This window comes from Sulfolobus sp. B1 (assembly GCF_007050195.1).
Classification (GTDB): Archaea; Thermoproteota; Thermoprotei_A; order Sulfolobales; family Sulfolobaceae; genus Saccharolobus.
Genome location: NZ_QIMI01000046.1, coordinates 1 through 11,980, shown reverse-complemented (window position 1 = coordinate 11,980; position 11,980 = coordinate 1). Strand labels below are relative to the sequence as shown.

Annotated in this window: 12 protein-coding genes and 1 pseudogene; 7 read left to right on the top strand and 6 right to left on the bottom strand. The window is 34.2% G+C overall.

The genetic code is table 11. The features are described 5' to 3' along the window. The first annotated feature begins 322 nt into the window (after positions 1 to 322). The 3 genes from DMP16_RS04765 (at position 323) to DMP16_RS04755 (ending at position 3,296) form a co-directional block, all read left to right on the top strand. Complete coding sequence (locus DMP16_RS04765; protein ID WP_069283310.1) at positions 323 to 724, top strand: vitamin K epoxide reductase family protein; 402 nt, start codon at positions 323 to 325, stop codon at positions 722 to 724. A gap of 360 nt (positions 725 to 1,084) precedes the next feature. Beyond that, positions 1,085 to 2,599, top strand: a complete 1,515-nt coding sequence (locus tag DMP16_RS04760; protein WP_069283308.1) for an acyl-CoA synthetase — start codon at positions 1,085 to 1,087, stop codon at positions 2,597 to 2,599. A gap of 175 nt (positions 2,600 to 2,774) precedes the next feature. After that, positions 2,775 to 3,296 (top strand): class I SAM-dependent methyltransferase, encoded by a 522-nt coding sequence (locus DMP16_RS04755; RefSeq protein ID WP_069283306.1) that lies wholly within the window; start codon positions 2,775 to 2,777, stop codon positions 3,294 to 3,296. On the opposite strand, the gene DMP16_RS04750 is transcribed toward DMP16_RS04755, so the two are convergent. From DMP16_RS04750 to DMP16_RS10930, 4 genes are all read right to left on the bottom strand, one after another. Next, positions 3,279 to 4,511, bottom strand: coding sequence for an amidohydrolase family protein (locus DMP16_RS04750; protein ID WP_069283304.1), 1,233 nt, complete (start codon positions 4,509 to 4,511; stop codon positions 3,279 to 3,281). The genes DMP16_RS04755 and DMP16_RS04750 overlap by 18 nt on opposite strands. Before the next feature lies 1 nt (position 4,512). Continuing rightward, on the bottom strand, positions 4,513 to 5,793 hold the full coding sequence (locus tag DMP16_RS04745; RefSeq protein ID WP_069283303.1) for an MFS transporter: 1,281 nt from the start codon (positions 5,791 to 5,793) through the stop codon (positions 4,513 to 4,515). Between the two features lie 271 nt (positions 5,794 to 6,064). Further along, complete coding sequence (locus DMP16_RS04740; RefSeq protein ID WP_069283302.1) at positions 6,065 to 6,859, bottom strand: hypothetical protein; 795 nt, start codon at positions 6,857 to 6,859, stop codon at positions 6,065 to 6,067. Between the two features lie 166 nt (positions 6,860 to 7,025). Beyond that, positions 7,026 to 7,172, bottom strand: a complete 147-nt coding sequence (locus DMP16_RS10930) for a hypothetical protein (protein ID WP_156770067.1) — start codon at positions 7,170 to 7,172, stop codon at positions 7,026 to 7,028. A gap of 250 nt (positions 7,173 to 7,422) precedes the next feature. Between DMP16_RS10930 and DMP16_RS04735 the strand changes: the two genes are divergently transcribed. Next, on the top strand, positions 7,423 to 8,199 hold the full coding sequence (locus DMP16_RS04735; protein WP_069283300.1) for an MBL fold metallo-hydrolase: 777 nt from the start codon (positions 7,423 to 7,425) through the stop codon (positions 8,197 to 8,199). Positions 8,200 to 8,402: 203 nt separating this feature from the next. Here DMP16_RS04735 and DMP16_RS04730 read toward each other — a convergent pair whose 3' ends face one another. Beyond that, the gene (locus DMP16_RS04730; RefSeq protein WP_231961095.1) at positions 8,403 to 8,939 is read right to left on the bottom strand and encodes a class I SAM-dependent methyltransferase; all 537 of its coding nucleotides are present in this window, start codon (positions 8,937 to 8,939) and stop codon (positions 8,403 to 8,405) included. Between the two features lie 159 nt (positions 8,940 to 9,098). Between DMP16_RS04730 and DMP16_RS04725 the strand changes: the two genes are divergently transcribed. The 3 genes from DMP16_RS04725 to DMP16_RS04715 all read left to right on the top strand — a co-directional run bounded on the left by DMP16_RS04725 (position 9,099) and on the right by DMP16_RS04715 (position 11,389). Beyond that, positions 9,099 to 10,055: an acetamidase/formamidase family protein gene (locus DMP16_RS04725; RefSeq protein WP_069283298.1), complete on the top strand. Its 957-nt coding sequence runs from the start codon at positions 9,099 to 9,101 to the stop codon at positions 10,053 to 10,055. 240 nt (positions 10,056 to 10,295) lie between these two features. Next, entirely contained in the window at positions 10,296 to 11,006 is a 711-nt protein-coding gene (locus DMP16_RS04720; protein ID WP_069283295.1) for a creatininase family protein, read from the top strand. Further along, on the top strand, positions 11,003 to 11,389 hold the full coding sequence (locus DMP16_RS04715) for a putative metallopeptidase (protein ID WP_069283293.1): 387 nt from the start codon (positions 11,003 to 11,005) through the stop codon (positions 11,387 to 11,389). Before DMP16_RS04720 ends, DMP16_RS04715 begins: the two co-directional genes overlap by 4 nt. 343 nt (positions 11,390 to 11,732) lie before the next feature. Here DMP16_RS04715 and DMP16_RS04710 read toward each other — a convergent pair. After that, positions 11,733 to 11,980 (bottom strand): annotated as a pseudogene (locus DMP16_RS04710) (hypothetical protein); the annotation flags it as partial.

Genomic DNA, 11,980 nt, shown 5'->3' with positions numbered 1-11,980 from the left:
TACGCCCTCATAATAATAAGTTTTAAACCTACTCATATATTCAATTATATTCAATTATAATTTTCTATTTATTATACTCCTTATGTCATTTTTACGCTTTTACAATTTTGTACTCATTTCTCGATCAAGACATATTCCAACTAAATTGTTTATTTGGTATTATAAAAGGGGTTTAGAAAAGACTTATGGTAGTTATCATTGGTGGGTAATTTAACTATAGCTTACAAAGTTGAGGAAAGCCTCTTTGGCGGGAAGGAAGTCAGGGTAACTGTCAAAAAGATTCATACGAGTCTTTAAAAATCACGATGTATTTGATTCATTAATGTCATCAAGATCGTTAACCCTCGTCTTCGTTTTACTTTCAACAATAGGTATACTAATCTCTTCTTATTTAACATATGAAACATTGTTTCAAACTCATCTAACTGGATACTGTAATGTCAACTCCTATGTTAGTTGTAGTACTGTAGCATCAAGTCCATACTCAAGATTTTTCGGCATACCTGTTTCTGTTTTAGGATTAGCTTGGTTTATACTAATGATGTCACTTTGGATGATAAAGAGGGAATTAACAATTTTCCCATGGGTGGTAGGTATTATCTTCGTAGGATATCTAATTTATACTGAAATTGATCTAATACATGCTATTTGTATTTACTGCACTTCAGCACACGTGATAGCAATTATCATGGGATACTTCGTAATCAAAGTATCTCGTTTTTGATTCAATTATTAACTTGTATTTTAAATATTCATTCTCAAAGAAACGAATATCATGAACATTAATAAATTTCCTAGATAATTATGAACAGTCTTTAGAAGACGTTATATCCTTATAAGATAGTTGCTCATCGGTAATTCTCTCAGTCAATAAATTTTAAAATAAAAAATTAATGGAAAAAATACTGTAACGTGCTTAAGAAATAGACTGATTTAATAAGCTGGATTCGGTTAATATTTTCATAACCACGTAGCACCAATATGAAAGACAGCTAGCATATGGAAAATTTATAATATTTTCATACACATAGCCAGATAAATGTTTCATTATATCTTTATATTTCTCCGTATACAATAAAATAATATGACATCTTATAGCGAAGTGAAGGAGAAATTTAATTTGAGAGAAGCTATAAATTTTGTAAAGGAAGATAATCCAGTATTTTCCTTAACTTCTCATGAGGGAGAGGCAGTAATAAGGATATCTAAAGATGGAAGAGAGAAAATAACTTTTTATGACCTAAAAATTAAGGCATTTAAGTTAGGGCTTTACTTAAAGGAAATTCAAGGAGTAAAGAAAGGAGACGTTATATCAGTTTTGGCTTCTAAGAAAATAGAGCAGATTATTGTCCTATTAGCAACGTTAAGTATAGGAGCTATATATCAGCCACTATTTACCGCATTCGGACCTAAAGCCATAGAAATGCGAATTAATGATATTAAACCTAAGGTTATATTCTGTCAAGATGATCAAAAGGAGAAAATATCATGTACTCCTTTCTCTAAACTAGATGATATGTTAAGTTACGGAGAATTAAAAGAGCCAAATAAGACCTCTTGGGACGATCCGATAATTCTCCTCTACACATCTGGAACTACTGGTCTTCCTAAGGGAGCGTTAATATCGAAGAGACTACTTCTTAACACATATGTTTATATGAAGTACGGGATAGGGCTGAGGGAGAGAGACGTTTTTTGGAATCCAGCAGATCCGGGCTGGGCATATGGACTATATTATGGGATTATTGGTCCTTTGCTCTTTAGAAAGACAGTAATCTTCCTTGATGAACCGTTTCAGCCAGATAGGACAATGGAGTTTATGGAAGAGAACAAGATAACTAATTTCGCGTTTGCTCCTACAGCATATAGGATGATAGCTGGGACTGTGAAGAAGAAATATGATTTAGTCTTAGAGAGAGCTAGTTCTGCGGGAGAGCCTTTAAATCCAGAAGTAATAAGGTGGTTTAAAGATAACTATAACGTTATGATCAAAGATCATTACGGTCAGACTGAAGTAGGAATGGTAGTGTACAACGGTTGGGGATATGATGCTGAGGTAAAGATCGGTAGTATGGGTCTACCTGCTCCAGGCTATGATGTTGACGTGATAGACGACATTATCGCAGTAAAGAGAACTTCTCCAGGTTTTCATTTTCTAGGTTATATAAATAACCCTGAGAAGACTAAAGACTCATTTAGGGGAGATTGGTATCTAACTGGGGACAATGCATACAAGGATTCCGATGGATACTTCTGGTTTGTAGGTAGAAAAGATGACGTAGTTAAGATTTCTGGATATAGAGTTGGTCCGTTTGAGGTAGAGAGCGTACTATTAGAATTTCCAGCAGTTCTTGAGTCGGCAGTAGTTGCAGATGAAGATCCTGTAAGAGGTCATATTCTTCATGCGTACGTGGTATTGAAACCAGGTTATGAACCAAACGAAAAATTGAAAGATGAGATAATGAAGTATGTCTCTACTAAATACTCTAAGCACGTACATCTAGAAAAAGTGGACTTCGTCGACAAATTACCCAAGACTGAAAGTGGGAAAATACAGAGATATTTATTGAGAAGGAAGATCACGGAAGAGAAAAGATAACACTTACATTCTTGTCTACACTATTGAGGTGATGCATTGATTTAAAACATTGCGATAAGAATTTTACTTCATCTATAGGGAGTACAAGATTTTTAAACCTTTTATCTTTTTGATAAAACTTACACAGAACTTAAAACCATTAATCTTTATATTTATTCATGGTCTATAATTTTTAATGCACGGCCATTTTTATCCCCCAGAAGAGTTTAGAAGGAAATATGAGAGACCAGAAGAGTTCTTACCTAGTGTCATTACGAATAAGGGCGTTGTAATAGTAGACTACGGCTGTGGTAATGGATTTTATTGCAAATATCTAGTTCAGTACGCATCTAAGCTTTATTGTATTGATGTTAACGTTATAGCCTTAGAAGAAGTTAAGAGGAAAATTAGTAATGCCATTACTCTTACGGACTCAAAAACAATCGAAAATAAATCGGTAGATTACATCTTGTTCGCTAATTCGTTTCACGATATGGAGAACAAGGAGGAAATAATTAACGAGGTGAATAGAATACTTAAGGATGATGGAAGAGTTATAATAATTGATTGGAAAAAAGAAAATACTAATTTCGGACCCCCAGTCAGTATAAGGATGAGCGAGAAAGAATACCTATATTGGTTTAAGGGATTTAAGATCGTAAAAAGGTTCAATCCAACACCTTACCATTATGGTCTAGTTTTAGAGAGAATCAGTTAATCGTTTATTTTCAACTACTAAACTACCATCTTTTATGACGTGAACAACCTTGGATATATCCCTAATATTTTCAGAAGGATTACCGTTAATTACAATAATGTCAGCTGGTCTTCCAATATCTATAATCCCAGCGTCATTTCCTATTGCAATTGCTGAATTATACGTTGAAGCCCTTAATGCCTCTACGTTAGATAAATTACCTCTTTCTACGAGTAATACAGTTTCCATCCAATTCTTACCCATGTCAATTTCATCTAAACCAGTCTCAAACCCTAGATCAGTTCCATTAATGATTAACACTCCATACTCTTTAGCCTTTCTAACAACTTCAGCTACACTTTCTCTGACTGAATTTATCTTTTCTAGTCCCCACTCGTCAACGCCTATTTGTTTACCATATTTATATATTAATTCTTGAATAGTTAAAGTAGGTGTCAAGCTAACTCTCTTTTCTACCATTAACTTTAGAGTATCATCACGTAGTAAAGTACCATGTTCTAAAGTTTTTACACCCGCTTCGATAGCTATTCTCGCCCCTTTATCACCATGAGCATGTGCAGCAACATACGTATTTACTTTCTCAGCCTCATTAACTATTGCCTTAATTTCCTCATAACTTAGTTGAGGATTTTCTGGTTTGTCCCGCTGTGACAGTACACCTCCAGTAGCGAATATCTTTATGAAATCAGCTCCTTCCCTTAACACTTTTCTTGAAGCATGGATACACGACTCTACACCGTCACAAAATTCAGAGAAGCTTAAGGCTTTGGAGAACTCTAGTGGTAAGTCATGGCTTAATTCACCGTGGCCAAAAGTTTGTGAAATTGGTCTTCCAGCTGCAATGATCTTAGGTCCTTTGATTATTTTCTCATTTACAGCCCTTTTTAATGCTATTGAAATACTCTCTCCACAATCCCTAACCGTAGTGAAACCTGCTAGTAGTAATCTCTCTAACCACTTTGAAGCTCTCAAAACTCTGTACTCAGGTTTCTCAAACATAGTTTTCAGCAGACTTCCTCCTTTGACTCCACTTAAGTGTATATGGGCATCTATTAAGCCTGGCATTACAAACATATCCTTGGCATTAACTTCAACTTCAGCTTGTTTATCTTCTTTAGAAATTTCCACAATTTTCTTATCTTTAATATAAATGTTAAACTTACCTAATAGTTCTTTTCCGGTAAATAATTCCCCTCCCTTAATACTTATATCCAATTTAGCTCACCTTTTCTTGACCTTCAAAAACTATGCCTTTAGTTTCCTTATATAAACTATAAGCTATTAATGTAACTATCATTCCAGCAATTCCCCAAAACACTGGAGCCAGCTTATATCCAGTGGCAAGAATTAGATAAGTAGCTATAAATGGAGTAGTTCCTCCAAATATTGCGACACCTACATGATAGTCAAAAGATAGTGCAGTATATCTCACTTTGGTAGGAAACATCTCTGCTAATGCAGCAGCATACGCTCCCGTGCCCATTGAGCCTATGATTGAATAGATCACTTGTGCTAATACAATCAGTGAGAATAGACCAGTAGAGATTAGGAAAAAGTAAGGATAGACGAAAATAAGCAATCCTAGGGCTGTAGCAATCATCATGGGTTTCCTCCCTACCTTGTCTGCAATTTTTGCAAAGACATATATTGCAATGATTTCTACGACGTAACCTATCACTAATGCTAATGACACTAATCTAGCTGGAACTCCGATAATGTCCTCTAAGTATGAGGTAGCAAAAACACTAGTAGCATAAGTGAGCGTGGTTCCACCTACTATAAAACCTAATCCTAATAATATTCTTCTCCAATATTTTTTGAAAGCCTCAGCTAACGGAATTTTAGATACCTCATTAGTATCTCGTATTCTCTTGAATACCGGTGATTCGTTAATCTTTAGTCTAATAATGATACCTATAATTGCTATGAAAGCTCCTATTACAAATAGAATTCTCCAACCTATTGAGGAAAATGATGGTGGAGACATTAATGACGAGAATATAAATATAAGCCCAGTAGCCATGAGCGGACCTATACCTTGGGCCATCTGAGCTATTCCTACATAAGTAGCTCTTTCTGATGGTTTAGCGAACTCAGCAGTTAAGGTTATCCCTCCTCCGAATTCCCCGCCTAGTGAAAACCCTTGAAGGAACCTCAGCAACACTAATAGGGTTGGGGCAAGAATGCCCAAAATAGCATAGCCTGGTAATAGACCGGTGAAAAGAGATGAAAGTCCCATTATACTCATTGTGAGGATCAGAGTATATTTCCTGCCTATCTTATCACCTAAATGTCCAAAAACTATAGCTCCTAGAGGTCTGCCAGCAAAACCTGTAGCAAATGCAGCGAAAGTAGCTAAGAGTGATGCTATCTTATTAGATGATGGAAAGAATAGTTGAGCTAATATACTTGCTACGAATCCAAATATTAAAAAATCATAAAATTCAAAAGCAATCCCTATACTTGATGCTATTGAAACTTTTACCTCTTCTTTCATGCAATCGTCTTAAGTGTTTCTCATTTATATTCATTAATTGGGTGATCATTAAAACTTTTTAATCTATTTTCCAGATTCTGGTACTTTATAACTTGTTAGTGTTGTACTTTTTTCATGAAACGAGGATTCATTAAGATTGTTAATAACATAAATTATTTAGATTGGTTGGACAAAATTTATGTATATTAAACATCTGTTAGCAAAAAATCTTAATATCTAAAAGCTATTTTAACGTAAAAATTAGACAACATACTGCATTCGCTTAAATCTCTCAAGGTAACTCGTTTATTATATAAGTAAAGAACGTGAATGATTGAGGAGTCTCGGATTGTATGAAGACTAAATAATTATCCTTAATTCCCACAGTATAATAAACTGAACCATAGAAGCTCGTGAAGCTTATATTGAAATACTTTGCATTGTCAAAAGTGGAAATGGTTACATTCTTACCGGCAGACGATAATAATTGATTAAATAGGTTACTAATATTTGAAGATACAGCTAAATCAATATATGTGAAAGTTTTGTTATATTCTATTGATTCAAAATAAAGCGTATAATTTCTCGTTGTTGCATTTCCAAACTCCAATAGTGTGATGTTTTCCTTGACTGGGATTAGCAGAGGGTTAAGCGTAGGAGATAAACCTTTGCCACTCCTCAGCGAGCTCAGTTCCAAATTTTCTATACTCTTAAGATTTATTGGCGTTGAATTACCAGTGATATTTGCTGTAATCAAGTACTTCCCTACCTTAATTCCTTGGATATTAGTAGTAGAGTTAAGGAGTAATACAGTGAGAGTTATGGTTTGATTACCATTCTGAATGTATTCTTGGTATAACGTTATAGCACCAGGATATTGACTATATACTGCGTTGCTAAAGTTCTCTTCTAGAATACCAGTTACATTCCAACCACTTCCCAGAGCAGGGGTAATTTGATCTTGAGTTGGAAAGACAACCTTTGATATATTTCCTTGCTGAGTTATTAAAAGATTCCTTTCCAAAAATAATATGCCAACTACAATTAATACAACAGCTATTATTGCAATAATTATTTGATACTTCATTATTTAATCTATGTTCTTGAGTATAATAAATTCATTGTTAGCACACATAAAGGTCACTGAATAAATTAAATCGATTTTATGAGTCTAATTCAATAAATTATATCCCTAAGTTCTTTGTTATTTTAATATAAATAAAATCTTTTCGAGAGCATGTATCTTGTATCCGTTAATTAAGAGTTAAATACCACCTAAAAGCACTTGATGAACTTTTTAATGCTATGGAGGATTTCTCCTTCATGGTTGCTAGTAGACCATAAGTAAATTCTGGGTTGAAACCAACTTGTCTCTCCATAATTAGAGTATCAACTCCCATATTACTTACTGCGTCATACTTACAAAAAACCTAAGTATTCTGACTTCCTCCCCTTATAGGTCTCCCTTAACGATTGTCATATGACAGTCAAGAGTGTAGGAGAGCCCCACCCATCTGCATATAGAGTTGGCTTCAACGATTTTATCATTCCTGCCATAAACGGCGAGGCTTTTCCACATTTTGTAAATTCTAGGACCGAAATGTGACTTTTAACATAATCTTTTTTATTGGTAAATAATTCTTAATACTTATGCCTTGTAGAGGTCTTCACGCAGTCCCAGCTGGTCCTCCAGAATTTCCAGAGATTGTTACAGTTTATGTAGTTTGTGGGGATAAAATGAACGTAATGATAGATGCTGGAGTTTCAAACTCAATCATGGATTCATCTTTTCTCGACAAGCTGGACTTAGTTATTTTGACGCACATTCACATAGATCACATAGGACTACTGCAAGAGATAATTAATATGTATAAGAACGTTAAAATCTTGGTGAAAAGCGGTTTTAAGAAATATTTAACCTCTGATGAGGGCGTTAAGAGACTTAACGAATCAGCAAGAAATGTCTTAGGAGATCTATATTATGTTTATGGAGAGTTCACTAAGATAGAACAAGATAAAGTCATAGAGGTTGATGGAGGAGAAAATTTTGATCTGGGAGAAGGGAGAATTTTGCAAATTTATCATACTCCAGGTCATGCTAAGCATCACATTTCAGTAATGGTTAACGATGTATTATTCACCGGAGATAGCGCAGGAGCTTTCTTTAATGGTGTGGTAATACCAACTACACCTCCCCCATTAGATTATGATGAATATGTCAATAGCCTTAAATTCCAAATAAACTTGAAGCCTAATATGGTAGGATTAGCTCATGGTGGCATTGTTAGTCCCAACGTGTTAAGCCGTCATCTGGAACAAATGATTAACAAAGATTTTAGTATAGGAGAAATAGACATAGGGGGTACAGCAGGGGAAATACTTAGGAAACAAATTGAGGTTAATCTAAGAGGGCTAAAGGTAATATAAGGTCAGCACTTAAAGGATTCATCAATCGTTCAGTCTGGGGAGTTCTCCTCACCACGTTTAATTGTGACGATTCGAGCTAAAAAACTTAAAGGTATTTCAAAGTTGAGGAAAGCCTCTATAGCGGGGAAGAAGTCAGAAAACTAGAGTCTAATACAAGCGTCTCATAATTTACTCTATTATATACTATAATCAACTATCGAATATTAGTCAGTTCTTTTCATATATAATACTAGTGCCGTAAACACTCCATCCCTTTTAATTAAACTGTCTGGAAATAAGGAGAATAATTCTTTTGATGTAATATTTCTAGGATCAGAACCAAAGCCCTTTCTTATGGTAATAAAGGCTAAGCCGTTAGGTTTAAGAACCCTTTTTATTTCCTCTGCTAACTCTTTATGTAGAACTGTGCAACATAAAACGTCCTTTGATAACAAAAAATCAATAGTGTTAGATGGTATCTGCGATAAATCCCTAGAAACTATTGTCTTCACATTATTGATATTTAACCTTTCTAATTTTCTCTGCAACACCTTTATCTGCTTTTCATCAGAGTCAACAGCATAAACGAATCCTTTATCTCCAACTTTTCTAGCGATAGGAATAGTGTAAAATCCAGGGCCACATCCATGATCTAGAACGGTCATCCCACTCTTAATGTATTTTAATACCTCATTAACGTTATCAAATATTTTCCTTATCGGTAGGGATAATAAGAATGGGCTAATTTTTCTATCTTCCATGTCTCTTACTAATCCTTTATTGTTATTTAAATTTTTTCGAAAAATATTACATAATCTAGGGAGCATGAACTGGCAAAGGCAAGCCATTTAGGAAGGAGGTCAGTATTAAAGTATTCGAAAACTTCCAAACTTATAAGGTTGAAAAGGTAATGAATATCGATGCAATACACTATACATGCTATAACCCACAATAAGTGGGATAACTCATTACAACCTATAATGAGTATAAGTGATGGGGACATTATAACAGTAGAGACTAAAGAGGCGTCTGATGGTCAAGTAACTCCATCATCTATAGAAAAAGATTTACTAAAGCTTGATTTCTCCAGAATCCATCCACTAACTGGACCTATAGAAGTAAAGAACGCTGAGCCTGGAGACGCTTTAGAAATAGAGTTCCTAGAGTTTAAGAATAAAGGTTGGGGATGGACCGGAGTTTTGCCAGGATTTGGATTCCTCGCCGATGAGCAATATACTTCACCAATAGATGTTTTAGGGCCTGCCTTAAAAATATGGAAGGCTGATGATAATTATGCTTACGCTAAATTTGGTGATCTAGAGGTTAAAATACCGTTGAATCCATTCCCTGGAGTTATAGGCACGGCTTTACAAACTAGAGGGAAGCTTAGTACTATTCCGCCTAGAGAAAATGGAGGTAATATGGATATTAAGCATCTAACGGTTGGGACTAAATTGTATTTACCAGTTTTCGTAAAAGGAGCTTTATTATCAGTGGGGGATACGCATTTAGCACAAGGCGATGGAGAAGTTTGTGGTACAGCAATAGAGGCTCCAATGGAAGTAACTATGAAGATTAAATTACTGAAAAATGTAGGATTATCACAACCCGTGTTCGTAACTAAAAAGGTTAAAGAAACTGAGTATAATGAATACATAGCCTATCCAGGTATCGATAACAATTTATGGATAGCATCGAAAAAGGCTATAAAAGGTATAATTTCGATCTTAAGTAAATATATGACTCCAGTGGAGGCTTATATGCTAGCGAGCGTAGCTGTGAACTTAAGGGTTAGTGAAGTAGTTGACGTACCTAACTGGATAGTAACAGCGTATTTACCTAAGGATATATTCAATAAGGAAATCGAAATATTGTAATCTTTTATTAAATTATTTAAATATATTTTTATTAGACTCTAAATTTAATCTACATGTCCTTGAATAATTTTCCTAAATCTTTAAAGATTTAGATGGAAAATTGCTTTAACAATTTACGTTATTCTGTTCAAGTTAATTGAGATCCTTAGTGTTACAAGATGAGGAAAGCTTGACCATTCATGCCAGAGAGAAAGTTGGAAAAAGCAACAAATAAAAACGTCCTATAATGTATACATATCAATGAAGTTAGTGGAAATAACAAAAGATGACATAAGGAGTGATTCGGTAGGAATTATTCCGATAGGAAGCATCGAGCAACATGGTCCTCATCTACCTCTAGGCACTGACGGAATTATTGCAGAATATATTTCTGTCAAAGTAGAAGAGGAGTTAAAGGATAGGGTACTTTTATTTCCCACAATATTCTATGGAGTTTCCATCGAGCATAAGGGATTTCCTTTCGTTACGCTGAGTTTTGCAACAGCAATTTCCCTAGTAAAAGACATTTTGTATAGTGCGAAAGATAACTTAGGTTTAACAAGATTTGTTATAGTTAACGGTCACGGAGGTAATAATTATTTTTTACCGTTAGTTCAGAGGGAATTTAACATGAATAATGATAAAGCTAAGGTGCTAATCTTTAACGTATTTGACGATAAGGATAAGGAAGTCTTCAAGGTTAATGATCTTCATGCAGGCAGTATTGAGACATCAAGGATATATGTAATTAACAAAAGTTTAGTTAAAATAGATAAGATAAAGGAGATAAAGGATTATAACGTTAAAACTGGAGTTTTCACCTTATATCCTTCAAAAGAGGGAAACATATATGGTGTGTTAAATGATGGAAAGCCGATCATTATTGATGAGCAACTAGGAGAAAATGTATTAAGACAGAAAATAAGAGAGTTAGTGAATGTAATTCTATCCTTTTCTAGTGATAAGATATGATAAGTTATAATAGGGCTATACAAGAAGAGGAACTAGTTAGGGATATTATCATCACGTTAAATCTGAACTATATCGATGTTGATAGAGTTAGAGTTGTGTACTCAACTGGTAGTAAAAGTAGAGCAATAGCTAGAATCTGGAGTATTCCTAAGGTTATCATAAACGCATTTGAAATGAAACCAGTCTATGTAATAGAGCTAATATCTGAGAGATTCTTAAAATTAAGTTACGAAGATAAAATTAGAGTCTTGATACACGAAATTCTTCACATCCCTTATAATTTCACCGGTGGGCTTAGAAGTCATGGAAGGAAAGTTAACTCTAGAGAAGTTAATAAATTATATAAAAAATATTTTAAATTAAAGGCAAAAAACTCTTCTTAACTTAGCTGGTAGGTAAAGGTGCTACAACCTTCTGTTTTCTAGCTTTTCTCTGTTGTATCATAGTTTTCTCATATTTTTCATAACACATAGTTAATTGTTTGTCTTGATAACTTATAAATATTCCTTATTAATGAATTAAGTTTTAGTTAAATACACTTCAAATCTTTTTTATACTACCTCGCCATGACTTAACGTATATATTATATTCAATTTCAGTAAATTTATTGAGGATAGTAATTATATAATTATTTAGAAGCGGTTGGCATCAGTTTAAATTGAATTAGAAGAATTCCATACTGAGTTAGAAAAGTATAAACAAAACATAAATAGAAAAAAATCTTATTTATAATTTGATTAATCTTACAATCATTTCCTTGCTTATGAATTTTTTGTTTATTAATACTTCAGTTGCCAATATTGTTGAGCCTAATAGTATTAGTATTAGTGGTAAGCTTGATGTATCACTATTTACGCTTTTACTACTCTTTAACCCATATGCCATTGGGTTCATTACCCATGGTGGATAATAGTTTGCGAATGGATGGTTTGGAAATCCTAAGTATCCTAAGCCTAGTTTTGCTGCTGCTAGCC

What these genes read in the sequence shown, in the direction of transcription:
- DMP16_RS04720 (WP_069283295.1), top strand. Translation starts at nt 10,296, where the DNA reads ATGAAGTTAGTGGAAATAACAAAAGATGACATAAGGAGTGATTCGGTA.
- DMP16_RS04755 (WP_069283306.1), top strand. Translation starts at nt 2,775, where the DNA reads ATGCACGGCCATTTTTATCCCCCAGAAGAGTTTAGAAGGAAATATGAG.
- DMP16_RS04765 (WP_069283310.1), top strand. Translation starts at nt 323, where the DNA reads ATGTCATCAAGATCGTTAACCCTCGTCTTCGTTTTACTTTCAACAATA.
- DMP16_RS04745 (WP_069283303.1), bottom strand. Translation starts at nt 5,793, where the DNA reads ATGAAAGAAGAGGTAAAAGTTTCAATAGCATCAAGTATAGGGATTGCT.
- DMP16_RS04715 (WP_069283293.1), top strand. Translation starts at nt 11,003, where the DNA reads ATGATAAGTTATAATAGGGCTATACAAGAAGAGGAACTAGTTAGGGAT.
- DMP16_RS04730 (WP_231961095.1), bottom strand. Translation starts at nt 8,939, where the DNA reads ATGGAAGATAGAAAAATTAGCCCATTCTTATTATCCCTACCGATAAGG.
- DMP16_RS04760 (WP_069283308.1), top strand. Translation starts at nt 1,085, where the DNA reads ATGACATCTTATAGCGAAGTGAAGGAGAAATTTAATTTGAGAGAAGCT.
- DMP16_RS04740 (WP_069283302.1), bottom strand. Translation starts at nt 6,859, where the DNA reads ATGAAGTATCAAATAATTATTGCAATAATAGCTGTTGTATTAATTGTA.
- DMP16_RS10930 (WP_156770067.1), bottom strand. Translation starts at nt 7,172, where the DNA reads ATGGGAGTTGATACTCTAATTATGGAGAGACAAGTTGGTTTCAACCCA.
- DMP16_RS04735 (WP_069283300.1), top strand. Translation starts at nt 7,423, where the DNA reads ATGCCTTGTAGAGGTCTTCACGCAGTCCCAGCTGGTCCTCCAGAATTT.
- DMP16_RS04725 (WP_069283298.1), top strand. Translation starts at nt 9,099, where the DNA reads ATGCAATACACTATACATGCTATAACCCACAATAAGTGGGATAACTCA.